The following is a 23,203-nucleotide window of genomic DNA, read 5'->3' as shown; positions in this document are numbered from 1 at the left end:
ACCCGGGAGCGATGATCCAACGTTCCATCACAAATCTACCGCTTTTCAGCCTCTCATTCTACGTGAGGTAGAACTATCGGCGCGTCGCGGACGGCGCTTGACCCTTGCGTGTGCGTAACGCCACTTGAAGAATGGCATGTGGTTACCTCACTTGTTCTACACTGTGTAGAAGTAAAGTTTTCTACACGACGTAGAAGTAATTACACCGCACTTGGGCCGCCGGACAAAGGACAGCCATGGACGCCTTGGAAATCGCACGCTGGCAATTCGGGATCACCACCGTCTACCACTTCATGATGGTGCCCCTTACCATCGGCCTGGGCTTGGTGGTGGCCGTCATTCAGACCCTGTGGTTCCGCACGGGAAAGCCCGAGTATCTGAGGATGACCAAGTTCTGGGGCAAGCTCTTCCTCATCAACTTCATCATGGGTGTGGCAACCGGCATCGTCCAGGAATTCCAGTTCGGCATGGCCTGGAGCGAGTACAGCCGGTTCGTTGGTGATGTGTTTGGCGCACCGCTTGCCCTCGAAGCCCTTCTCGCCTTCTTCGTCGAGTCCACCTTCCTTGGACTCTGGATCTTTGGCTGGAAGCAACTTAAGCGGGGTGTCCACCTGGCATGCCTGTGGATTGCCGTGATCGGTTCCGTCTTCTCCGCCTACTTCATCATCGTGGCCAACTCATGGATGCAGCACCCGGTGGGCGTTGAGATGGTGGATGGCCGGCCTGTCATGACGGACGCTTGGGCAGTGTTTACCAACAACACTGCACTGGTTGCCGTACCGCACACTCTCTTCGGTGCCCTTGGTGTTGCCGGTGCCTTCCTGCTCGGCATCGCCTGGTACCACTTGTGGCGCCGCCGCCATGACGGCATTGACGTGCTTGGTGCGGACGGCTGGCTGCTTGTCGGAGAAGCCGATATCCCGGGCCGCGACAAGGGTGACTACACCGTATGGATGCGTTCCCTCCGGATCGGCGCCGTGGTGGCGATGATTTCCTTTGCAGGCACCGCCCTCACGGGCGACCTGCAAGGCAAGCTCATGTTCGAGCAGCAGCCCATGAAAATGGCTGCCGCGGAGGCAGCATGCCACGATGGCACCGGCTTTTCCGTACTGAGCGTCGGCAACCTGGGTGCCAAGAACTGTGACGACATCGTGGCTGTCATCGAAGTGCCCGGGATCCTTTCCTTCCTCGCCAAGGGCGACTTCACTACCGAAGTGAAGGGCGTGAACAGCCTGCTTGGGGAGTACAAGGAGAAGTACGGCACGCACTTGCCGGACAATCCGCTGTATGGCGACCGCGCCGGTCAGGAAATCCAGTACGTGCCCGTCATGGAAGTCACCTACTGGGGCTTCCGCATGATGATCGGCTTCGGGGGCGTCGCCGCACTGGCAGCGCTTGTGGCCCTATGGGTTACCCGCAAGGGCGTCGTCCCTGAGTCAAAGTGGCTCATGCGCCTTGCCGTCTTCGGAATCCTGGCACCGTTCGGGGCCAACGCCGCTGGCTGGATCTTCACGGAAATGGGCCGGCAACCCTTTGTCGTAGCCCCAAATCCCGACATGAACGGTATTGACCAGGTCTTCATGTTCACCGCCGCTGCCGTTTCACCCGGCGTCAGTGCCGGTGAGCTCATGACCTCCCTGGTTGTCCTGACCGCCATCTACGCCGTCCTGCTGGTGGTGGAAGTCAAGCTCCTGGTCAAGTACGTCCGTGGCGGCGTCGCCTCAGCCATGCCTGAGCTTGCCCACGCCGCGGACAAGCATCGCGCCGGCGATGAGGAACGTGACAGGGACAAGGAAGGCGACGACGACGGCGCACCCGGCCCCGACCAAGCCGACGACGTCCTGGCGTTCGCCTACTAGAAACAGAGGAATAGACAATGGAACTGTTGCCAACCATCTGGTTCGTGGCCATCGCAGTACTATGGACCGGCTATCTCTTCCTTGAGGGCTTCGATCTCGGGGTAGGCATGCTCATGAAGCTGTTTGCGCGGAACAACACGGACAGGCGCGTGCTGCTCAATACCATCGGCCCCGTCTGGGACGGCAACGAGGTTTGGCTTCTCACTGCAGCCGGAGCCACCTTCGCAGCTTTCCCCCTCTGGTACGCCTCCTTGTTCTCGGCGCTCTATCTTCCGCTCCTGTTCGTCTTGGTGGCGTTGATCTTCCGGGCGGTGGCCTTCGAATACCGGGGCAAGGTGGACACTGAACGCTGGCGCACCACCTGGGACTGGGCAATCGCCGTTGGATCCTTTGTGGCCGCCTTCGGTATCGGCGCAGCCCTGGCGCTTACCACCACGGGCTTGCCGCTCAACGCCAACGGGGACCGCACCGGTGGACCGTTTGCCTGGTTCAGCGGTTACGCCCTCCTGGGCGGCTTCGGTGTGGTCGCCTTCGCCCTGGTTCACGCCTTGGCCTTCCTGGCGTTGAAGACCGACGGCGAGGTGCGGCTGCGTGCCCGCCGCTGGTTTGTGCGGCTGGTGCCGTTTGCTGTCTTGCCGATGCTCGCCTGGATGGTTGCGGTGCAGTTCCTGAGCGGCAAGGCCTGGACCTGGGCCATCATGGTGGCTGGAGTCGTGTCCGTGGTTTTGGCCTGGCAGTGGGCCCGCAATGGGTCCGAGGGCCGGGCGTTCGGGGCAATCGGAGCTTTCGTGGTCTGTGCCACGGCGTCGATCTTCGGGGCCGCGTTCCCAGTGGTCATCCCCTCAACCGTAGATCCCGCGTTCAGCCTGACTATTTCCAATGCTTCTTCCTCCGACTACACGCTGGGCCTGATGAGCATTGTGGCTGCGGTGGGGCTTCCCCTGGTTATTGCCTACCAGGCCTGGACTTACTGGGTATTCCGGCGCCGTGTCAGCGCAGCGCACATTCCCGAAGCCCACGGTTTCCTTCCGGCCATCGCAGCCAAGGTGTTGGTTGGCAAGGAAAACACCAGCCCTTCCGACTCGGGAGCCTAGCCTCGTCATGAAGCCCGTGTTCCCCTCCGGCCCGGCCACCCGATCCGCCCTCTACGTCGTAGGCCTGCTCTCAGCCCTCAAGGCACTTTCGCTGGTACTGATGGCACAGGCGGTGGCCGGTGCACTGACCGGTTTAGCCGGAAGCCCGTCCGATTGGACCAACGGGCTGGTGTGGGGGGCCGTCGGAGCGGTGCTACGGTCCCTGACCGTATGGGGCCAGGGCGTTGCGTCGCGCCGTGCCGCGCTGGGGGTCAAAGAGGAGCTGCGCTCGCAGCTTCTCAAGCGCTCACTGGCCGAGGGCGGAACAGCTGCGGTTGAGGGCACTAACGACGGCGGGCTCGCGATCCTCGCCACGCGCGGGCTGGACGCACTGGATGACTACTACACCCAATACCTGCCGGCCCTGGTGAACTGCGTCACCGTTCCGCTGCTCATCGGCGCCCGGATACTGTTTGCCGACTGGGTGAGCGCCGTGGTCATCGTATTGACCGTTCCCCTTGTGCCGCTGTTCATGATCCTGATTGGCCGCCACACGGAAGACGCCGTCAGGGACGCCCAAACCACGCTTCGCAGGTTGTCCGGGCACATCCTTGAACTCGCCAAGGGCCTGCCTGTGCTGGTGGGTTTGGGACGGGCCAGCGAGCAACGCGCCGCGCTCGAAGACATTTCCGAGCAATACCGCAGCCGGACCATGGTCACGCTCCGGACGGCGTTCCTCTCGGCTCTAGCCCTGGAACTCATAGCAACCATCTCAGTCGCTGTCGTAGCGGTCTTCATCGGCGTGCGGCTGGTTGCCGGAGACATGGCCCTGGAAGCCGGGCTTTTGGCACTGATCCTTGCACCTGACTGCTACTTGCCCCTGCGCGAGCTCGGTACCGCCCACCATGCCAGCGATGACGGCAGGGCGGCCTTGGAAACTGCCAATACCGTGTTGAAGGCACCCACGCACCAGCGTCTTACCGATAACCAGCCACTTACCGACAACCCGACATCTCGCACCGGGCTCGCCGACATCGTGGTCAGAAGCCTCACGGTGACTTATACCGGACGGCCCGCACCCGCCGTCGAGCGCTTGGATTTTACCGCTCCGGCAGGCCTGGTTACGGCGTTGGACGGAAACAGCGGCGCCGGAAAAAGCACTGTGCTGGGTGTCCTGGCCGGCCTGATCGGCCCGGGTCCGGGCGCATCCGTGACCGGCACCGTGACTGGTGTGGCACCGGGTACCGTCGCCTGGGTACCGCAACACCCCGTGATGGTGGCCGACACCGTGCAGGAGGAGATCGAGCTGTACCTTGGCGGGCCGCACTCCGTAGATACCGCGCAGGCTGTCGCGAGCATCCTGCGAAGGGTCTCTGCTGATCACCTTGCGGCCAAGCATCCAGCCGAACTCAGCCCGGGGGAGTTGCGACGCGTTGCGCTTTCCCGGGGCCTGGCGCGGCTGGAGTCCGGCGCTACCGTGCTGCTTCTGGACGAACCCACCGCACATTTGGACCACTACTCAGCCAGCGTGGTCCGCTCTGCCATCACGTCCCTTCGCGGCTCTGCCACCGTCATCCTGATCGCACACGATTCCGCCACCCGTGCGCTCGCCGACCATGTAGTCCGGGTAGAGCACTTGACGGCAGCGAACCGGCATACCGACCTGCCGGAACGAAGGGCTGCATCTACCGCGGCCCTCGTATCAACCGATCTGCACCAGTCCACCCGGACAGCTGCCGGTACGAGTCAAACTGAGCACGCAAAGGACGGAAACCTTCACACAGTCCTCAACCAGGGATGGCTCCCCAACGTGAAACGGCTCGCGCTGGTCCTGCGGCCGGTTCAGGCCAAGTTCGCGGCAGCAGGCGTGGTGGGGGTCCTGGCCGCGCTTTTCGCAGTCGCCCTGTCCGGCCTGTCAGGGTGGCTCATCATCCGGGCCAGCGAGCAGCCACCCATTCTCTACCTCCTGGGCGCGATCGTCGGCGTGCGTTTCTTCGGCATCGGCAGGGCCGTCCTTCGCTACTGTGAGCGGCTCCTGACCCACGACGCCGTCTTTGCTGCGATGACACGCCTGCGCGGGGCGCTCTGGGCCACCCTGAGCCGCCGTGCACTCTCACTTCGCCGGCTTTTGCAAGGCGGTAACGTCCTGGGCTCGATCGTGGACGACGTTGACACACTCAGGGACCTTCTACCGAGGGTCGCCCTGCCTCCGTTGACTGCCGTGGGTGTGGGCGCTGCGGCCATCGCGGCAACGGCCATGGTGTTGCCCGTTGCCGTGCCCGCCGTTGCCTCTGCCACCGTAATGGGACTCATTGTTGCGCCGCTTGTTGCCGTACTTGCTGACCGGAACGCAGCCAAGGCAGAACAACAGCTGCGCTCGGTGGTGCTCCGCGATGTTGCGGCCGCCCTCGATGCCCGCGCCGAACTAACCGCCAACGGTGTGGCCGGAAGCATCCTGACCGCACTCAGCGACAAAGATCGTGCGGCTACCGTTTCGGCGCAGCGTTCTGCCTGGGCCGAAGGTCTCGGCCAAGCTGTCACCGTCCTCGCCTGCTCGCTCGCCGCCCTATGGGCGGCACTCCTGGGCGCCGAATCGGTGCACGATGGTTCCGCCGCGCCTGCCCTTGTGGCCGTGATTGTGCTCATGCAACTGGCCCTCGTGGAACCTTTTGCGGCAACGGTTTCCGCCGTCCGCCAAGGCCCTGCGCTCGCAGACGTCTTGGGCGGCGTGGCAGTCACCGGGGCGTTGTCCGCCCCCATCGATGCGGACAACGCAAAACACGACGCCGGTACCCACCCTTTGCCTGACCGCGATGGCAAGGCGGGGCTTAAGTTGGATGGAGTTGCCGCTGCCTGGCCAGGTGGCCCGTCGGTGATCTCCGGAGTCACCGCTGAGGCTGGCCCTGGCCGCTGGCTGGCAGTCACCGGCCCGTCGGGAGCCGGCAAATCGACGCTGCTTTCAGTCCTCCTTGGCTTCCTTCCTGTGAAGGAAGGAAGGGCACTGCTCACGGGGACAGCGGCGTGGTGCCCGCAGGAAGCCCACCTCTTCGACTCCACCATCCGGGGTAATCTCCTTCTGGCGAGGCCCCCGGGGAGCAGGCCCAACGAACAAGAAATGGCCAAGGCCTTGCAGGATGTGGGGCTGGACGTTTTGGTAGGGACATTGCCGGAGGGGCTTGACACACGCATTGGATCAGCCGGGGCCTTCCTCAGCGGTGGCGAGCGGCAGCGTCTTGCCATGGCCAGGACACTTCTGACGGGCGCGAGCGTGCTGTTGCTGGATGAGCCTACGGCGCACCTTGATGCTGAAGCCGCCCGCGAAATGATGGCCACCCTTCGCCGGGGTTTGCGGAACGTCACGGTGGTGTTGGTGACGCACAACCCTGATGACATCGATCCGGCGGACGCCAGGCTTGAGCTGCCCGGCGTGGTTCAGCTGGTGAGAGTGCCTACTCCCCAGTAGCCTGTTGGCATGCCTTCTGAGGTTCCACCCCTGTTTCAGCCCGATGCCAGCCAAACGGGCCTGCAGTGGCGGCCCGCCACAACTGCGGACCTGGACAACTGGGCGGAATTGATCGCCCGGACTGCCGCCGTCGAGCATCCCGTCTGGTTCGAAAAGCGTGCCGACCTTGTCCACGTCCTGGAGTCCACCAAGAATGATCCCAGGACCAACACGCTTGTGGGATTGGACCGGGATGGGGTTGCCCGCGCGTACGGACGCATCACAAAGAACCCCGAGGGGGACAAGGCCATAGGCATGGGATGCGTGGACCCGGACTGGCAACGCAGGGGCATCGGTTCAGCAGTCCTCGCGTGGCAGGAAGCACAGACCCGGAGAAGGTTCCACACGGACAAGGCTGCCGGGCACAGCAGTGCCCCACCCCGCCTCCGCATCCGAACTGAAGAACAACACCAGCACCAGGCAGCGTTGTTCCGGTCCCGGGGCTATGACATTGTGCGCTGGTTCAACGAAATGCATCGGCCGTTGTCCGGGTCTGCTGCCAAGCCTGCTCCAGCAGCACGGCTCGAATCGGGATTGGAACTTTGTACGTTTGACGCGTCCCTGCACGAGGCCGTTCGTCTGGCCCATAACGATGCTTTCAGGGACCACTGGGGAAGCGAGCCACGCGACGAAGAAACCTGGCGATTCACCATCGAGGAACCCACGGCGCGGCACGATTGGAGCGCTGTGGTAATTGATGCTTCCACAGGCGAGGTAGCTGGGTACCAACTGGCCAGCTACGATCCGGCTTCAGCGGTTGACCGGGGTTTCAAGGAGGGCTATACCGAACTGCTTGGTGTCCGACGCGCGTTCCGGGGGCGGGGAATTGCGCAAGCACTGCTGGCCGACGCCCTGCGGCGATTCACGGCCGCCGGGATGGACATTGCATCGCTGGACGTCGATTCTGCCAATCCCACCGGGGCCCTGGCACTCTACCTTGGCATGGGATACAGCCCGGTGAACCGGAGCATGACGTGGGAGAGGACGCTGTAGCCCAGCGGCCTTAGCCGTCAACGTCGTGGAGGTGATGGACAACGTCGTGCAGGAAGTATTGCGAGAACGTCAGCACCGTGAACTCGGAACCGTTGCTTCGCCGCCCTGTACGCTGCCATTCATCCTGCACCACCCGTGCGAAGGACTCGGCGATTTGCTCCCCTTCCGCGATCAGCTCGTCAGAGACAATGCGGGGATCCGAGCGTCCATATTCGCCGTCGATGGCCGCTTGGTCCTGGTCCCAGTTGGCAAATTCGGCGTTGTCATCACTCAGCATCAGGTTCAGCCTCTTATCGAAGAGGCTGAAGACATCGCGCACGTGGCATGCATACTCCAAGGGAGACCACGTGTGGTCATTCGGGCGTACGGCGACGTCCTCGCGGCGCAGAACGGCCCGCCACCTCGGAAGCATATTCAGCACGGTGCCCGGGACGGTGGACGGCGTCACGGTGGAGGCGTCAAAGCCGCACTCGGGGCAGGGCTTTGAAAGCACCCATGTCCAGTCTTTTGCGTCAGGGATGATCGGCATGCCGCCAGTCTAAAGGGTCACCACCGGCAATCTCAGGCAAGGCGTAAAATCCGCAGCTGTTTGCCCCTGACTTCGTTGCCGCCCAGGAGTAAAGTTCGCTCCGGGGAGAGAGTCGGAAAGAGAAAAACATGCTCAAGGATCAGCAAGTGGGTGCCGTTCTTCCGGCATCGGATATTGCCCGGGCGCGCGCTTATTACAGCGAGAAACTCGGACTCGAACCAGAAAATCCAGACGCCGACGACAACCTCCAGTACAGGTGCGGGGACGGGACCGGATTCTTCATTTACCAAACATCCAATGCAGGTACGGCCAAGAACACCCAGATCGGTTGGATGGTCAGTGACCTCGCTGCCACCGTATCGGAACTCCGCGAGAAGGGTGTTGTGTTCGAAGACTACGATTTCCCGGGCCTGAAGACTGAAAACGGCATTGCAACGATGCCGGACGGAACGGCAGCGGCTTGGTTCCTGGACTCCGAGGGAAACATACTGAGCCTCAACCAAAACGCCTGACGCAGCAAGCAGGGCCGGTGGTCTTAAACCACCGGCCCTGCTGTTGTTCCCTGTGCCATTGCTGGCTGTTGGCCTACTCGGTGGACACAGACATTGCGTTCCAGGCCATGCTCGGACCGATCGCTTCGACTGGCTGTGACAGCGGCACACCTGACCCGTCCCTGCGGCCGTGCTCGTGGGGAAGTGCGCGGGCCACTCCGGCGGCCGATGACGCCTTCGCTGGTCCGTGTCCGGCCCACGCCAAGAGCAGGGTGTCTTCGCCCTTGAGGAAGCGGTGTACGCGGACGCCTGCGGTGGCCCGCCCCTTGGACGGGTATTCGTCGAAGGCAGTCACCTTCGCGGTCCCCGGGGCAGTGCCCGGCAGAGCGCCATTGGTTCCCGCAATAGTGACAACGACGGCGGCGGGATCGTCTGCGCGCACGGTGCCAAAGTGGATGACTTCGTCGTCGGCAGCGAGCTTGATGCCTGCCATGCCACCAGCGGTCCGGCCTTGCGGACGGACGTTTGACGCACTGAACCGTAGCAATTGGGCTTGCTTGGTGACGAAGACGAGTTCGACGTCGTCCTCCTGGGCGGGTTCAACGGCAAGAACGGTGTCCTTGTCCTTGAGCGAAATGATTTCCCAGTCATCACGGTTCAGCGGGTACTCCGGCTGAACACGCTTAACCACGCCCTGCACGGTTCCAATCGCAAGGATGGCGTCCAACGGAACGAACGCAACCAGTGTCTCGCCCTTGAGAAGAGTGATGAAATCCTTGGCTGGCACTCCACCGGCCAGATTTGGAAGGCCTCCGACAGGGGGCAGGGCTGGCATGTCCATGACCTGTAGGCGCAACATACGGCCCAGGGAAGTGACGGCGCCAATCTCGCCACGTGCCGTGGTCTTCACCACCGAACGGAAGACGTCGTGCTTCGCCCGCGGACCAGCCTCGGCCAGCGGTTCCTGGTTGGTTGTCCGCGCGATCTGCCCGGACACGCTGAGGAGGGCCCAACAGGGATCATCCGGGATTTCGAGGGGGAGCGCTGCGGCCTTGCCCTTGGGCCCCGGTACCGCCGCCGCAAGGGCCGCGGCGACCGTGGGCGAAACTGCCTCGGACTCCAGGAGTACGGTGCGTCGGGGCGTACCGTACTTCGTGGCGATTTCGGCCAGCTCACCGGAAACCAGGTCACGGAGCAGCTCGTCGGAGGCAAGGATAGCCTCCAGCGCTTCGATCTCGCGGCGCAGCTCGTCCTGTTCCTTCTCCAATTCAAGGCGGGAGTACTTGGTCAGCTGCCGTAGGCGCAGTTCCAGGATGTAGTTGGCCTGGATCTCGGTGAGGTCGTAGATGGACATCAGCCGTTCACGGGCTGCGGAAGCTTCATCAGAGGAGCGAATGATCTGGATGACTTCGTCGATGTCGACGATCGCGATCAGCAGGCCCTCCACCAAGTGCAGGCGGTCCTTCTTCTTGCCCAACCGGAAAGCCGTCCGACGCCGGACCACGTTCAGACGGTGGTCCACGTAAACCTGCAGGAGCTCCAGCAGGCCAAGGGTCTGCGGCTGGCCGTCAACCAACGTGACGTTGTTGATGCCGAAGGAATCTTCCATGGGCGAATAGCGGTACAGCTGCTGAAGCACGGCGTTGGGGTTGAAGCCGTTCTTCAGCTCGATGACCAGGCGCAGGCCATGGTTGCGGTCCGTAAGGTCCACGACATCGCTGATGCCGGTCAACTTCTTGGCGTTGACGGCGTCCTTGATCTTTTCGATGACCTTTTCCGGGCCAACCATGTAAGGCAGCTCGGTCACCACCAGGCCGGTGCGGCGGGCAGACAACTGCTCCACTTCCACCTTGGCGCGCGTCTTGAAGGAACCGCGGCCCGTGGCATAGGCATCGCGGATACCGTCCAGGCCCACGATGCGGCCACCGGTGGGAAGGTCCGGACCCGGGACGTACTTCATGATGTCGCCCAGCGTCGCATCCGGATTAGCGATCAAATGACGTGCGGCCGCAATGACCTCAACAAGGTTGTGCGGAGCCATGTTGGTTGCCATGCCGACGGCAATGCCCGTAGTTCCGTTAACCAACAGGTTGGGAAACGCTGCCGGGAGGACGTCCGGTTGGGTCAACTGGTTGTCGTAGTTGGGGACGAAATCCACGACGTCTTCGTCGAGGTGATCCGTCATGGTCAACGCAGCGGCCGCCAGGCGCGCCTCCGTGTAACGCGGGGCGGCAGGACCGTCGTCGAGCGATCCAAAGTTGCCGTGGCCATCGATCAACGGCAGGCGGAGGGAGAAGTCCTGTGCCATGCGCACCATGGCGTCATAGATGGCGGCATCGCCATGGGGGTGGAGCTTTCCCATGACTTCGCCCACGACGCGCGCACTCTTGACGTGGCCCCGGTCCGGGCGCAAGCCCATGTCCGCCATCATGTAGAGGATGCGGCGCTGAACCGGTTTGAGGCCATCACGTGCGTCAGGAAGGGCTCGGGAATAGATCACCGAGTAGGCGTACTCCAGGAAGGAGCCCTCCATCTCGGAAGTGACGTCGATATCGACGATGTTCTCGGTGAAATCGCCGAGAGGCTCGCCTTTGCGTGCGGGAGTTTGGCTGCGGGCCATGGGGTCGGTGGATCCTTGAAAGTTGTACTGCGGATGTTTTAGCTAGGCTAAGCCTATGGTGGATCAGCCCGACGTCGGCATTTATCCGGAATATTGGGAGGCCGATGTCGTCCTGCGCGACGGCGGGACGGCCCACATCCGTCCCATCCGCCCCGAGGACGCAGACGCCCTGCAGGCCTTCCATGCCGGGCAATCGCAGACTTCCATCTACATGCGGTTTTTCTCCTTCAAGCCCAAACTGTCCGGAAAAGAAGTGCGGCGCTTCACTGAAGTGGACCATGTGAACCGGGTGGCATTCGTCATCACGATCGGTGGCGAAATCATGGGCGTGGGCCGCTACGACCGGCTGGAGGACCCCGACGAAGCCGAGGTGGCCTTCAACATTTCGGACGCCCATCAAGGCCGCGGCATCGGCTCGATCCTCCTGGAGCATCTCGCGGCGGCCGCCCGGGAGAACGGTATTCGTCGGTTCATTGCCGAGGTCCTGCCCGAGAACCGCAAGATGCTCATGGTCTTCGCTGATGCCGGCTATGACCTCAAGCGCGGGTTTGACGACGGCGTGGTGAGCGTCGAGTTCAATATCGACCCCACCGAGAAATCGCGGGCCGTCATGGAGTCCCGCGAGCACCGCGCAGAGGCCCGCAGCGTGCGCGACCTCCTGGCGCCGTCGTCGGTTGCTGTCATTGGTGCCAGCCGCAAGTGGGGGACCGTAGGCTACCAACTCCTGGAACACATCATTGAAGGTGGATTTGAGGGCCCGGTTTATGCGGTCAACCCCGAAGCCTTCGAGCTCGCCGGAATGATCTCCTTTGCACGCTTATCGGAGATCCCCGGGCCCGTGCAGCTGGCGATCATCGCCGTGCCTTACGAGGAAGTGCCCAAAGTAGTGGACGACTGCGCAGCAGCGGGCGTCAAGGGCATCGTGGTGGCAACCGCCGGATTTGCCGACGACGGCGAGAGGGGCCTTGCACGCCAGCATGAGTTGGTGCGACGCGCCCGGGCCAACGGAATGCGGGTGATTGGCCCCGAGTCGCTGGGGATACTGAACACTCATCCAGCTGTGTCCCTCAACGCCTCCATGGCCCCGAGCATGCCGCCCCGCGGGGGTCTGGGCCTCTTCAGCCAGTCAGCCGCCGTGGGCGTAGCCGTCTACGCTGCGGCCCGACGACGCAGGTTGGGCCTGTCCACTTTTCTCTCCGCCGGGAACCGCGCGGACGTCTCGGGCAACGACGCCATGCAGTACTGGGAGGACGACGCCGATACTTCCGCTGTAGGGCTCTACCTTGAGTCAATCGGGAATCCCCGCAAGTTCTCCCGGCTTGCCCGCCGGTTGTCCCGGAGCAAACCGGTGATCGTCGCAAAGTCCGATGTCACGGGCCTCCGCCTGCCGCCCGGACATGAAGTCCGGACCACGCAAGCACCCGCCGGCGCAGTGGATGCAATGATGCGGCAGGCAGGCGTCATCAGGGTGGGAACCATTGAGCAATTGATGGACATCGCCCAGATTGTCTCTTCCCAGGCATTGCCCACCGGTCCCGGCGTGGCGGTCTACTCCAATTCCGTCGCCCTGGCGAAAGTCGTCGCTGACAGTGCGGGACCCCTCGGGCTTGATGTGAACCGGATGGTAACGGACGTCGACCTCGAAGCCGGCATGTCACTCGCCCTTCCAGCGCTCCGGGAGAGCCTGCGGGCAAGCCTCGCTAACGAATCTGTCAACGCCATCGTGGCCGCACTCCTGCCTGCACGCGGACTCACCGTAGAAGCGTTGGCTGGTGTCCTGGCCGAGTGCGCGGCCGAGGCCGGCAAACCCGCGGTGGCGGTGTTCACCGGCATCCTGGACCCCTCCATCCCCCTGGAAGGAATGGTAGGCAGCTCTGATGGTCCTTTACTGCCCTGCTATTCCAATGCAGGTGCCGCCGTAGGCGCCCTGGCCGCGATCGTTCGCTACGCCCAATGGCTGGACCGCGACCAAGGACTTTTCGTCGAACCCGCTGGCTGCGACATCGAAGGGACCAAGGAATCCCTGGCAAGGATGCTGACCGGTGTGACAGGCGAAAAACTCCACAAGCTCGACGCCGGTGCTGCCGCCGAGTTACTGGCCGGCTACGGTATCGCCGTGGTGCCAACAATCGGATTCGGCACACCTGAGGAAGCCGTTGAGGCAGCCGAACGCGTGGGCTGGCCGGTGGTTCTGAAGACCACTGATCCCGCCCTAAGGCACCGACTGGACCTGGGCGGCGTCCGGCTGGACATTCAGGATGCAGAGTCCTTGCTGCAGAACATCGTCCAAATGAAGCGGGCGCTGGAACCTTACGGTTCGCCATCGCTTGAAGTTCAGGCAATGGCCCCGGTAGGCCAAGCATGCACCTTCCGGGCCATGGAGGATCCCCTGCTGGGTCCAGTGGTATCTTTCGGCTTGGCAGGGGACGCAGTAAATCTGCTGGACGATTGGGCACACAGGGTCCCACCATTGTCTGCCGCAGACCTGCACGACCTCATCCGCTCGCCACGCGCTTCCAGGAAACTGTTCGGCTACCAAGGCCTCCCCGCCGTGGACGTGCCTGCCCTTGAGGACATCGCCGCGAGGCTGGCCAAACTCAAGGATGACCACCCCGGAATTGCCCTGGTGGAATTCAACCCTGTGCTCGCGGGTCCCGCCGGTGCAACGATTCTGGGTGCGGATGTGTGGATAGGTAACGCAGCCCGGCGCACCGACAGCGCTCGCAGGGCGATGCGTGGTTAAGGGCTCCCTGTAGGCCAGCGACCGGTCCAGGGGCGAAGCCGACAGTTAGGAAGTCCCCAGTGGATCTGTGAAAATGGGGGAATGAGCACCCAGTCTCCGACGCCTCAGTCCCGTCCGTCCAATGCCGGGCTCCACAGCGCCCATAACCACAGCTTGCAGGGACAGAGCCTGGACCAAGCGCTGCAACAGGCTGGTTTCTACCCCCGGCTGGTGGCCGACGTCGTGGATGACGCCTTGGATGGCCGCGATTGCCTGTCACACCTCGTGCACCTTGAAACACACTTTGATCGCGCCGAGGTTCGCCGCCACATCACAGTGCTGGTGCTGACGGAAGACATGCTGGTGATCACCCACGTTGACGATCAGCAGCTGGATGAAGCCGGGGAACAAATCGTCGCCCAGATTTCCACGGAGTCCGTGCCGGTTGCACAGATCCGTTCGGTGGTCCTTAGCTACATGTACGCCCAGCCCCAGGACTACAAGCCGTCGGATCCCGTGCGGGAAATGACAGTCTCCATCGCCTGGTCCGGTGGGCAGCGCCTGGATATGGGCCCGGCAAGCTGCGGTGACCCGCAGTGTGAAGCGGACCACGGCTACAGCGGAACCATCGCCCAGGAAGATATCGTCCTGCGCATCAGTGCCGAAGCGGACGGCCTCCAGGCAGTCCAGGATGCGAAGGTCTTCGCACGCGCCCTTCGTGCCGTGAACACGGCAAATCCCACACCCACCCCGCACACAGGAATCCCCGCGCCGCGGCCACGTTCGGGGGTCTTCAGCAACCGCTTGAGCCGCGGACACCAGCGTTGAGGGTGACTGCACAGGAGCACATGCAGCCGACATCCGGTACGGCGCCGGCCCCGGACCCGGACCTCCCTTCGCCCCCGCTTTTTGGGAGCAGGTCGATCGCCGAAGTTTTTACCAGTGCTGCCGCCAGCATGGGCATCCCCGGATTTGCCAACCAGCTTCACCTGCCTGCTGCGCCGCGTGTCTGTGTGGTCCTCGCCGATGGCCTGGGCCGCAGCCTGCTCAAGCAAAAGGCTTCGCACACACCGTTCCTGCGTTCCCTCCTGTCCAGCGGACAGGGCAATGTCCCCAACTGGATTGATTCCGCTTTTCCCAGCACCACGGCAGCTTCCCTGGCCAGCCTGGGAACAGGGCTTCCCGCCGGGCAGCACGGCATGGTGGGCTATGACGTCCTGGATCCTTCCCAGGACAAAGTAGTGAACCTGCTGGGCAACTGGGACGCCCACGTGGACCCTGCGCTTTGGCAGCCGCACGCTACCGTCTTCGAACGCATAGGGGCCGAAGCCGACGTCGTTACTGTGAGCCTCCCGCAGTTCGGGAATTCCCCGATGACCCAGGCTGCCTTGCGTGGCAGCCGGTTCGTGGGCGGCACGAGCCTGCATGCGCGCACAGCCGCCGCAGCAGAGGCAATGGCCGGCGGTGGCCGTTCCCTGATGTACTTCTACGTCAACGAATTGGACAAAGCAGGTCACCGCTACGGCTGCCAGTCCGACCGCTGGGAACACCAACTTGAAGAGCTCGACTCCACTGTCAAGAGATTGTCCGCGACCCTGCCGCCGGGAACCACGATCGTGCTGACCGGGGATCACGGAATGCTGGACGTTCCCGAGTCCCAGCGCATTGACTACTCAGCTGATGCTTCACTCGTCGCCGGGGTCCGCCACACTGCAGGGGAACCCCGAATGGTTCATCTTTACCTTGAGCCCGGCCTCCCGGACACGCACCGCGAGTTGCTCATCTCCGCCTGGCGGGCAAGGTTTGGCGAACGCATCTGGGCTTTCACCCGTGAACAGGCGATAGGCGCAGGGCTGTTCGGCGACGTCCAGCCGGACGTGGCGCCGCGCATTGGCGACGTCATGATCGCCGCCAGGGATACCCTTGCCCTTTACGACACCCGCAGGGTCCGTCCGGCATCGTTGGAAGTAGTCGGCCAACATGGTTCCTTGACGAAGGCGGAACGCGAAGTGCCGTTCCTTTGTTTCCCGGCCGCCGGTAAAAAGGGCAAACGTGGCTGAACTCGTCTTCTTCTCTGGCACCATGGACTGCGGCAAGTCCACACTGGCGTTGCAAATGGACTACAACCACCGTGCTCGGGGCAGGGGCGGGGTACGGTTCAGCTGCAACGACCGCGCAGGTGATTCGACGATTTCCAGCAGGTTGGGCCTGAAGACAGACGCCGTTGAAGTCCATGCGGACACGGACTTCTGGGATGAAGTAGTTGTACGCCGGACCAGTGGGCTCCGCGTGGACTACCTGATCTGCGATGAAGCCCAGTTCTACTCCGCTGCCCAAGTGGAGCAGTTGGCACGCCTGGTGGATGAGATGGACGTGGACGTCTTCGCGTTCGGGATCACCTCGGACTTTCGAACCACCCTGTTTCCCGGCTCCCAACGTCTGATCGAACTCGCCGACAAAGTACAGGTGCTGCAGGTCGAGGCACTGTGCTGGTGCGGGCGTCGCGCAACTCAAAATGCCCGAACGGTGGACGGCATCATGGTGGTGGAAGGGGACCAGGTCATGGTCGGCGATGTCGCACCCCAGACAGCCAGCAACGTCCCGGGCGTGAACGATCAAATTGCGCCAGGGGAAGCTGGCGGCCATGAACCCGTGGTGGGCTACGAGACCCTGTGCCGACGCCATTACATGCGCCGTGTGACAGCCCACGGCGCCAACCTCATGGCTGGGGGAGACCCGACTCTTCCGTTCGACGTCGATGCCTGCCTGTGGCCGGGAGCCGGTTCCGGCAGTGGCTCCGGCTTGACGCGTAGCTAGGGCTGGTCGCCGCGCCAGAGGTTAGTCGCCGCGGGCGCCGAAGACGATCTCGTCCCAGCTGGGGATACTTGACCGTTTTGGACGCGAGGGCTGGCGCTCTACCGGTGCCTCGGCATCCGTGTGCGTGTTCCGGTCCGCGGCCTCGAGCGATCCCTTGTCCTGTGCGGCTGTCTCTGTACGCGAGGCAGCACGATCAGTCTGTGTTTGCGGGGATGTGGCTCCGCCAAGCAGTTCGTCCAGCCCTGCCCGTGGCATCTGGTTGGTCGTGGAATCGATTCGATCCGCATCTTTGGGCTCTGGAGCGCTGGCCGCGCCCGGCTTGCGGTCGGTTAAGGAAGTAACGGGCCGCAATGGGCTTGCCACAACGGTGATTTCGCGCGTCTCCGTGCTGACGCCGTCATGGAGTTTCAGCGAGTCGTCGTCGTCCGCGTCATGGTTCCGGGGCGCCAGGCTCAGCCGGGACAGCATGGACGGACGTCCATCCTTCCGCGTTGGCTCAGCCGCAGGGGAAGCTTGCGGTTCTGGGTGATCCCCGGCGGGTTCCTCGGCCGGCTGCTGATCTTCCCCGCCAGAACGCGGGTGGGCGGCCGGAACGTTGCTGAGCAGGACGGCCAAGGCGTCATCGCCGTCTTCGTCCACGCCCAGGCGCTGCCCACGGCGTGAGCGGAGCATTTCCAAGAGGCTGTCGGATTCCTTCGCAGACGCGCGTGCCGCGGTTTCGGCGTCGGTCTCGAAGTCGAAAGGACGATCCGAGACGGCGGCAAGCCGGCGTGCAGGAACGGGTCCGTCCAAGGGCTCCAGTTCACTGAGCTGCTGAGCCCAGCGGTTGGCGTTCTGCAGGGATTTCCGCTGCGGACTGAACGTCCACATCGCCGGTGGCTCCTCGCCGATGCTTCCGTGCGTACCGGGAACTGCATCAAAGCGCGCGACGACGGTCCAGGAACCATCGGAACGGCGCCAGGAGTCCCATTCAACCGTTGAAGAATCGATGCCGTGCGCCGACAGGCGGTGGGCCACCATTTCGCCGAGCGTCGCTGGGTTGTCGCCAAAGGCAGAGCGGTAGATGTCATGGCCAGGGGCCGGGGAAGCTACTTCAATGTTTCTGGCCTGCTGCGCAACGTACTCACGCTCGGCAAGGACAGGGCCCTCGTAACGTTGCACGTTGGCAAGGGGCAGCCCGGACAACTCCGCCACTTCGGCCGCCGTGGCTCCACTGCGGATTCTGGACTGGATATCCCTGGGGGACATGGCAATCGGGGTGTTTGACGCCCGCGCAGCGACCTGGGCGGGTGTCCGGCTCGTCGCGGCACGAAGTGCCTCGTCGATCGGAAGCTGGAACATCGCACCGCCGGGTCCGCTCAGGAGCAGATGCCCGCCGTCGTCGTGGACGCCTACCAGCCGTAGATCCTGCATAACACCCTCCACCACATGGCATAACTGACATTCGAAACTCTGCCACCCCCGTTGCCCTTTTCCTACTAGGACAAAGGGCGTGCCGTGATATTCCGGCGAAAGAGTCAGATTACAGGGTGGATCCTTCCCAGCCATCCGAGCCCAATTTGCCGCCTCTGGACAATCGCTGGGCAGGGGAGGACAATCTGGCCGATATCGGGCACAAATCCGGGGCGTCCGGCGTTACACCCTTAGACCGGCGGCGGGCACGAAATCCGCCAGGCCGGAATCCTACCCGGAGCAAGTACGACAGGATGAAGAAGGACCATGGCCACGGATTACGATGCCCCTCGAAAGACCGAGGAAGACGTCAGCGAGGACTCGATTGAGGAACTCAAGACGCGCCAGTCGGGGAAGCAATCCTCCGCGGTGGATGTCGATGAGACCGATCTTGCCGATGGCTTCGAGCTCCCGGGAGCAGACCTCTCCGGCGAAGAGCTCCTGATTCAAGTCATGCCACCACAGCCTGACGAATTCACATGCTACAACTGCTTCCTTGTGAAGCACCGCTCCCAGATTGCCACTGAGAGGGACGGGCACCTGTACTGCACGGAATGCGAGAGCTAGCAGTACCGGCGACTTCAGGAGCTACCTAAGGGGAGCGGCTACCGCGCGCCCAGGGCAGCGACGAGTTCGTCCGGGTGGCGCGAAGAGACCAGCCAGTAAGGCGTTCGATCGGCGGGATCGGTGATGTCGATTTTCACCACGGCATCGACCCACCCGCGGAAGCACATGTAGGCAAGGCCGTTGAGGCGGGTTCCACGTTCGGCGGTGGCCTCGTCTTTTTTGAAGGCCTCGGCGGTGCCGACGAATTTGCGGTCGATAGTGGCGCGTCCCACCCGAAGGCTGTCCCGCGTAACGGTGATGGTAGGTGTTGTAACCACCAGCAGGGTGGTCATGACGGCCAGAAGCACCAGGGCGGCGATGACGCCCGCGGCGGCACTGATGGGCGCGAACATCAGGATTCCAGCGCTCGACAGGCCCACGACGACAACCCAGATCCAGATGGTCGGCCATAATTTCTCGGTGAACAACACCTCGGAGGCGGAGGGAGTATTCCGGGCAGGCATGGGGGCGGACTGGTCAGACGTAGGCATGGGTCCAGCTTATCGGCCCTTGGGCCGGCTATCTGCCCGGAGTGCCCGCATGGATGTGCCCCACGTAGAATGGTCCACTGTGAGCAACGAGACCGCAGTATTCAGTAATGACACCACCGCAGCGTATGGCACGCCCACTTTGGACGTTCAGCTGAAAATGCTCGACGCCGGACTGGAAGCGCCGTCCTATGCGCACCCAGGCGATGCTGGCGCGGACCTCCGGGCCCGCGAGGACGTTAAACTTGCCCCGGGCGAGCGGAAATTGGTTCCTACGGGCGTTTCAATTGCCCTCCCTGACGGGTTTGTGGCACTGATCCACCCGCGGTCCGGCCTCGCGACCAAGCATGGCCTCACGGTTGTCAACGCACCCGGAACTGTGGACGCAGGTTACCGCGGCGAAATCGCCGTCACGCTGCTGAACACAGACCAAAACCACGCCATTGAGCTCAAGCGCGGCGATAGAATTGCCCAAATGGTGATTCAGCGCGTCGAGTACGCGCGCTTCGTGATGGTTGATGATCTATCCGACTCCGCCCGCGGTACGGGCGGCTTTGGTTCCACTGGCGGATTCAACGCACCGGTGGCCTGATAACCCACGGGGTTGCGGTTTACTTGGGGATAGACCACTACTAAGGAGACAACCCAATGCTTTTTGGGCGCGGCAAAAAGTCCAAGGCCGAGCGGCTGGAAACCGCTGGCACCGTCGAGGAAAACGACGCGGCTGAGGCAACAACCCCTGCAACCGGCGCGTCCGGTACCAAGGGTGATTTCCGGCTTGGCAAAGGTCCTTGGGACATCGATGAGATCGAGGATCGCGACGGATACGTGGATCTCGGCGCACTGCTGATCGCACCCGCCGATGGACTCCAGTTGCGGCTGGAAGTGGAAGAAGCTACTCAGCGCGTGGTGGCAGTGACCATGGACCTGGCAGGGTCAAGCCTGCAGCTCCAGGCCTTCGCCGCTCCGCGTTCGGAAGGCCTGTGGGACGAGATCCGCGAGCAGATTGGCCAATCCGTAGCAAGCCAGGGTGGCGAGACAGAAGAAGTATCTGGAACGTTTGGCACAGAACTCGTCGCCAAGCTCCCCGCCGAAGCTACTGACGGCAGCCGGGGTTTCCGGGCCGCCCGCTTCATGGGGGTGGACGGTCCCCGGTGGTTCCTGCGTGGTGTCCTCGGCGGCGAAGCTGCCCTGGACCGGGACGCCGCGGCAGGCTTGGAGGAGCTCTTCCGGCGCGTGGTTGTTGTACGCGGCGACAATCCGATGCCGCCGCGCGAACTGTTGCAGCTGCGTCTGCCCAAGGATGCTGCCGCCCAAGCCCCAGCTCAGGCCCCCGCTGAAGCTTCCGATCCCGCTGCACAGCAAGGTGGTCCCGCCCTGCACCAGCCGGAGCGGGGACCGGAGATCACCCAGATTGGCTGATACGCCCGGCTTGCCAGGATCCGCCGGGCAGCAGTCCCAGCAACACGGCGTCCGTGATCTCCCTGCCCGCGGCAGGGCCACCTGCACTGGATTCATCGAATCTGTCACGTACCAGCCGCCAAGTGAGCAACCCTTCTTTTCGGCGATTGTCGTGGACGCGCTGGAGCACAGTTCCCAACCATCAGTGGGTGGCGGGGGCGTGAAAAGGCCGTATGCACGGTTGCGCGTCATCTGGTTGGGCAGGAACCGGGTACCAGGTATTGAAGCAGGAGCGGAGTTGCGCTTGAACGGCGTGGTGACACATAAGGATGGCCTGCCTGCGATGTTCAATCCACGCTACGAAATACTTTCCCGTCAGGAGCACTTATGACAGTGGCCAATGGATCAGAACCTAAGGATCCGGCGCAGCCTACGACCGGCAAGGGTGAAACCACTGGCACAGGGGCAGCCAGCACACCGGCAAGCCAAAGCCCGGGCGTCGCCGACCTCGCTGCCGGCTATGCAGAAAAAGCGGGGCTTCAGCGCAACAGTGCCGGCCATGTGGACATGTTGAAGTCTGCCGGGGGAGTGCAAGGCATCGCGGAGAGTATCCTGCCGGGCCTCGTTTTCCTCGTGGCCTTCACCATTAGCCGCGATTTAACGGTTTCCTTGGTCGCGGCGTTGGCGACGGCAGCAATCTTCACCGTTGTCCGCCTGATCCAACGGCGCCCGTTGACGCAGGCGCTTGCCGGTGTGGTCGGCGTCGGGATTTCTGCTTGGTTGGCCAACACCACGGGGAAGGCTGAAGACTTCTACGTTCTGGGCTTCTTCACCAACATTGCCTATATTGCGGGCATGGTGCTGTCCATAGTGCTCAAGTGGCCTATCGCCGGCTTGCTGTTTGGTTTCGTCCGCAACGAGGGTCTCGAATGGCGCAAAGACCCGGAACGCCTGCGGGCGTACCAGCTTGGCACGTGGATTGTTGTGGCGGTGCTTGCGCTGCGGCTGGTGGTGCAGGTGCCCCTCTACTTCCTGGGTGAGCCAGGCTTGACGGCGTTGGCTACCACCCGGCTCCTCATGGGTGCACCGCTTTACATCCTCGGCCTTTGGGTGGCATGGCTTGTTACCAAGCCCGCACCTCAACCGTCGAAGCCGTCGTCCTCCGCCTGATCAGTAACGCTGGCATCGCCGTCGCGGGGTCCTTGGCCCGCCATCGAGGCTGGTGACAACAGGGCCCGCAGTCCGTCCTCTGCCTGGATGGTGGTGACGAAGAACAGTTCGTCGCCACCATCGAGGACATCGTCACGGCTTGGGGTGATGGGTGCCTGATCACGCAGGATGGCTACCAAGGTGGCGTCTTCGGGCCACTCAATGGCGCCCACTGTGCTCCCAATGACGTGGGAGTCGTGGGGAACGGTAAATTCCACGATCGAGGCGACGCCGGTCTGCAAAGTCAACAGCCGGACGATGTCGCCGATTTCCACGGCTTCCTCAACCAGGGCAGTCATTAGCTGCGGAGTGTTGACGGCCACGTCCACGCCCCAGGAATCATTGAACATCCAGTCGTTCTTAGGGTTGTTGACACGCCCAACAGTGCGCCCTACGGCGAATTCCGTCTTGGCCAGCAGGGACACCACGAGGTTCACTTTGTCATCACCGGTGGCGGAAACCACGACGTCGGCATCCTCAAGTTTGGCGTCCTGAAGTGTGCTGAGTTCGCAGGCATCGCCCACCAGCCAGCGCGCACCCCGAAGGCCGCTGCGGCCAATGACTTCAGGCTTGAGGTCGATGAGCAGGATTTGATGGTTGTGGGCCAGGAGCTCACGGGCAATGGACGAGCCGACGCTGCCTGCGCCAACGATGACAACTTTCACTAAGACTCCTTGGCCGGTGCTTTGGCAAGGACCCGGCTGATCTCCGAAGTCCTGTCCAGGCTCAACATTGCGTGGACGGTATCGCCCTCCTGATAGGCCGTGCCTGGCAGAGGCAGGAGGCCCTCACCGAAACGCGTCAGGAAAGCGACACGGATGCCTGCGGCAGCTTCAATGGACGTCACGCTATGGCCAATCCATCCCTCGTGCAGGTCCACTTCCGCCAGGACGAGCCTGCCGGATGGCTCCCGGTAATCGCCGGCGAGATGCTGCTCCGGAAGGATACGCCTGAGGACCTGGTCGGCGCTCCAGCGCACCGCGGCTACGGTGGGAATGCCGAGGCGCTGGTAGATTTCTGCGCGTCCGGGATCGTAGATGCGGGCCACGACGTGTCCAACATGGAATGTCTCCCGTGCCACACGGGTGGCCAGGATGTTGGAATTGTCACCACTTGAAACAGCGGCGAATGCGTAAGCCTCTTCCACTCCTGCCTGCTTGAGCGTGTCCCTGTCGAAACCTACGCCGGTGACCTTGCGGCCGGTAAACGTGTTGCGAAGCCGACGGAACGCCCGCTCGTCCTGGTCGATGATGGCCACCGAATGGCCGGCGTCTTCCAAAGTGTGTGCCAGGGTTGCGCCAACACGGCCGCAACCCATGATCACGAAGTGAGCCACCGTGTCTCCTTATGTGTGTTTACCGTGTCGCTGCGTATGACTTTACCGGTGCGCTGGACGTAAGTCGGAGACCGCCGTCATGACATCGCTGGGGATTCAGAGTAG

The 23,203-nt window shown here is 63.0% G+C and carries 20 protein-coding genes; 14 read left to right on the top strand and 6 right to left on the bottom strand.

The features are described 5' to 3' along the window. Positions 1-236 precede the first annotated feature (236 nt). Genes AC1DCM_RS02400 through AC1DCM_RS02385 form a run of 4 tightly spaced genes read left to right on the top strand, consistent with a single transcriptional unit; the run spans position 237 to position 7,427 of the window. Positions 237-1,859 (top strand): cytochrome ubiquinol oxidase subunit I, encoded by a 1,623-nt coding sequence (locus tag AC1DCM_RS02400; RefSeq protein WP_477517144.1) that lies wholly within the window; start codon positions 237-239, stop codon positions 1,857-1,859. A 17-nt stretch (positions 1,860-1,876) separates the two neighbouring features. Further along, positions 1,877-2,953: a cytochrome d ubiquinol oxidase subunit II gene (gene cydB / locus AC1DCM_RS02395; RefSeq protein ID WP_477517143.1), complete on the top strand. Its 1,077-nt coding sequence runs from the start codon at positions 1,877-1,879 to the stop codon at positions 2,951-2,953. 7 nt (positions 2,954-2,960) lie between these two features. Further along, entirely contained in the window at positions 2,961-6,395 is a 3,435-nt protein-coding gene (gene cydD, locus AC1DCM_RS02390; RefSeq protein ID WP_477517142.1) for a thiol reductant ABC exporter subunit CydD, read from the top strand. 9 nt (positions 6,396-6,404) lie between these two features. Then, entirely contained in the window at positions 6,405-7,427 is a 1,023-nt protein-coding gene (locus AC1DCM_RS02385) for a GNAT family N-acetyltransferase (protein WP_477517141.1), read from the top strand. Positions 7,428-7,437: 10 nt separating this feature from the next. Here the strand turns inward: AC1DCM_RS02385 and AC1DCM_RS02380 are convergent, their stop codons facing one another. After that, positions 7,438-7,956, bottom strand: a complete 519-nt coding sequence (locus AC1DCM_RS02380) for a DinB family protein (RefSeq protein WP_477517140.1) — start codon at positions 7,954-7,956, stop codon at positions 7,438-7,440. Between the two features lie 128 nt (positions 7,957-8,084). On the opposite strand from AC1DCM_RS02380, the gene AC1DCM_RS02375 reads away from it, so the two are divergent. Next, complete coding sequence (locus tag AC1DCM_RS02375; protein WP_442006495.1) at positions 8,085-8,468, top strand: VOC family protein; 384 nt, start codon at positions 8,085-8,087, stop codon at positions 8,466-8,468. A gap of 73 nt (positions 8,469-8,541) precedes the next feature. Here the strand turns inward: AC1DCM_RS02375 and AC1DCM_RS02370 are convergent, their stop codons facing one another. Then, positions 8,542-11,067, bottom strand: coding sequence for a DNA gyrase/topoisomerase IV subunit A (locus AC1DCM_RS02370; RefSeq protein ID WP_477517139.1), 2,526 nt, complete (start codon positions 11,065-11,067; stop codon positions 8,542-8,544). Between the two features lie 55 nt (positions 11,068-11,122). Between AC1DCM_RS02370 and AC1DCM_RS02365 the strand changes: the two genes are divergently transcribed. The 4 genes from AC1DCM_RS02365 to AC1DCM_RS02350 all read left to right on the top strand — a co-directional run bounded on the left by AC1DCM_RS02365 (position 11,123) and on the right by AC1DCM_RS02350 (position 16,606). Further along, on the top strand, positions 11,123-13,810 hold the full coding sequence (locus AC1DCM_RS02365) for a bifunctional acetate--CoA ligase family protein/GNAT family N-acetyltransferase (protein ID WP_477517138.1): 2,688 nt from the start codon (positions 11,123-11,125) through the stop codon (positions 13,808-13,810). A gap of 81 nt (positions 13,811-13,891) precedes the next feature. Beyond that, positions 13,892-14,617 carry a DUF5998 family protein gene (locus tag AC1DCM_RS02360; RefSeq protein ID WP_477517137.1) on the top strand — a complete coding sequence of 242 codons (726 nt, stop codon included), beginning with the start codon at positions 13,892-13,894 and terminating at the stop codon, positions 14,615-14,617. Positions 14,618-14,637: 20 nt separating this feature from the next. Continuing rightward, complete coding sequence (locus AC1DCM_RS02355) at positions 14,638-15,849, top strand: alkaline phosphatase family protein (RefSeq protein WP_477517136.1); 1,212 nt, start codon at positions 14,638-14,640, stop codon at positions 15,847-15,849. Then, positions 15,842-16,606: a thymidine kinase gene (locus AC1DCM_RS02350; RefSeq protein ID WP_477517135.1), complete on the top strand. Its 765-nt coding sequence runs from the start codon at positions 15,842-15,844 to the stop codon at positions 16,604-16,606. Before AC1DCM_RS02355 ends, AC1DCM_RS02350 begins: the two co-directional genes overlap by 8 nt. A 21-nt stretch (positions 16,607-16,627) precedes the next feature. Here AC1DCM_RS02350 and sepH read toward each other — a convergent pair whose 3' ends face one another. Next, a complete protein-coding gene (sepH, locus tag AC1DCM_RS02345) occupies positions 16,628-18,019 on the bottom strand; it encodes a septation protein SepH (protein ID WP_477517134.1) in 1,392 nt (463 codons plus the stop codon). A gap of 306 nt (positions 18,020-18,325) precedes the next feature. Here sepH and AC1DCM_RS02340 point away from each other — a divergent pair, with 306 nt between their 5' ends. After that, positions 18,326-18,625, top strand: coding sequence for a DUF4193 domain-containing protein (locus tag AC1DCM_RS02340; protein ID WP_216923072.1), 300 nt, complete (start codon positions 18,326-18,328; stop codon positions 18,623-18,625). A gap of 38 nt (positions 18,626-18,663) precedes the next feature. Here the strand turns inward: AC1DCM_RS02340 and AC1DCM_RS02335 are convergent, their stop codons facing one another. After that, complete coding sequence (locus AC1DCM_RS02335) at positions 18,664-19,155, bottom strand: DUF3093 domain-containing protein (protein WP_442017535.1); 492 nt, start codon at positions 19,153-19,155, stop codon at positions 18,664-18,666. Positions 19,156-19,234: 79 nt separating this feature from the next. On the opposite strand from AC1DCM_RS02335, the gene dut reads away from it, so the two are divergent. The 4 genes from dut to AC1DCM_RS02315 are packed head-to-tail and all read left to right on the top strand — an operon-like array spanning position 19,235 to position 21,723. Beyond that, entirely contained in the window at positions 19,235-19,744 is a 510-nt protein-coding gene (gene dut / locus AC1DCM_RS02330) for a dUTP diphosphatase (protein WP_442006503.1), read from the top strand. Positions 19,745-19,800: 56 nt separating this feature from the next. Continuing rightward, positions 19,801-20,574, top strand: a complete 774-nt coding sequence (locus tag AC1DCM_RS02325) for a DUF3710 domain-containing protein (RefSeq protein WP_442017534.1) — start codon at positions 19,801-19,803, stop codon at positions 20,572-20,574. Next, a complete protein-coding gene (locus AC1DCM_RS02320) occupies positions 20,567-20,944 on the top strand; it encodes a hypothetical protein (protein WP_442017533.1) in 378 nt (125 codons plus the stop codon). The genes AC1DCM_RS02325 and AC1DCM_RS02320 overlap by 8 nt, the downstream gene beginning before the upstream one ends. Beyond that, on the top strand, positions 20,941-21,723 hold the full coding sequence (locus AC1DCM_RS02315; RefSeq protein ID WP_442006506.1) for a DUF3159 domain-containing protein: 783 nt from the start codon (positions 20,941-20,943) through the stop codon (positions 21,721-21,723). Before AC1DCM_RS02320 ends, AC1DCM_RS02315 begins: the two co-directional genes overlap by 4 nt. On the opposite strand, the gene AC1DCM_RS02310 is transcribed toward AC1DCM_RS02315, so the two are convergent. Continuing rightward, a complete protein-coding gene (locus AC1DCM_RS02310) occupies positions 21,693-22,427 on the bottom strand; it encodes a potassium channel family protein (RefSeq protein WP_442006507.1) in 735 nt (244 codons plus the stop codon). The two genes, AC1DCM_RS02315 and AC1DCM_RS02310, sit on opposite strands and share 31 nt — an antisense overlap. Further along, positions 22,427-23,098 (bottom strand): potassium channel family protein, encoded by a 672-nt coding sequence (locus AC1DCM_RS02305; RefSeq protein WP_442017531.1) that lies wholly within the window; start codon positions 23,096-23,098, stop codon positions 22,427-22,429. The genes AC1DCM_RS02310 and AC1DCM_RS02305 overlap by 1 nt, the downstream gene beginning before the upstream one ends. Positions 23,099-23,203: the final 105 nt, after the last annotated feature.

The organism is Paenarthrobacter sp. 10N417 (genome assembly GCF_056394745.1).
This window is presented reverse-complemented; position numbering and strand designations above follow the sequence as displayed.

Bases quoted from the DNA above. Each gene is read 5' to 3' on its own strand.
- AC1DCM_RS02400 (WP_477517144.1), top strand. From the start codon at position 237: ATGGACGCCTTGGAAATCGCACGCTGGCAATTCGGGATCACCACCGTC.
- cydB (WP_477517143.1), top strand. From the start codon at position 1,877: ATGGAACTGTTGCCAACCATCTGGTTCGTGGCCATCGCAGTACTATGG.
- cydD (WP_477517142.1), top strand. From the start codon at position 2,961: ATGAAGCCCGTGTTCCCCTCCGGCCCGGCCACCCGATCCGCCCTCTAC.
- AC1DCM_RS02385 (WP_477517141.1), top strand. From the start codon at position 6,405: ATGCCTTCTGAGGTTCCACCCCTGTTTCAGCCCGATGCCAGCCAAACG.
- AC1DCM_RS02380 (WP_477517140.1), bottom strand. From the start codon at position 7,956: ATGCCGATCATCCCTGACGCAAAAGACTGGACATGGGTGCTTTCAAAG.
- AC1DCM_RS02375 (WP_442006495.1), top strand. From the start codon at position 8,085: ATGCTCAAGGATCAGCAAGTGGGTGCCGTTCTTCCGGCATCGGATATT.
- AC1DCM_RS02370 (WP_477517139.1), bottom strand. From the start codon at position 11,067: ATGGCCCGCAGCCAAACTCCCGCACGCAAAGGCGAGCCTCTCGGCGAT.
- AC1DCM_RS02365 (WP_477517138.1), top strand. From the start codon at position 11,123: ATGGTGGATCAGCCCGACGTCGGCATTTATCCGGAATATTGGGAGGCC.
- AC1DCM_RS02360 (WP_477517137.1), top strand. From the start codon at position 13,892: ATGAGCACCCAGTCTCCGACGCCTCAGTCCCGTCCGTCCAATGCCGGG.
- AC1DCM_RS02355 (WP_477517136.1), top strand. From the start codon at position 14,638: ATGCAGCCGACATCCGGTACGGCGCCGGCCCCGGACCCGGACCTCCCT.
- sepH (WP_477517134.1), bottom strand. From the start codon at position 18,019: ATGCAGGATCTACGGCTGGTAGGCGTCCACGACGACGGCGGGCATCTG.
- AC1DCM_RS02340 (WP_216923072.1), top strand. From the start codon at position 18,326: ATGGCCACGGATTACGATGCCCCTCGAAAGACCGAGGAAGACGTCAGC.
- AC1DCM_RS02335 (WP_442017535.1), bottom strand. From the start codon at position 19,155: ATGCCTACGTCTGACCAGTCCGCCCCCATGCCTGCCCGGAATACTCCC.
- AC1DCM_RS02325 (WP_442017534.1), top strand. From the start codon at position 19,801: ATGCTTTTTGGGCGCGGCAAAAAGTCCAAGGCCGAGCGGCTGGAAACC.
- AC1DCM_RS02315 (WP_442006506.1), top strand. From the start codon at position 20,941: ATGACAGTGGCCAATGGATCAGAACCTAAGGATCCGGCGCAGCCTACG.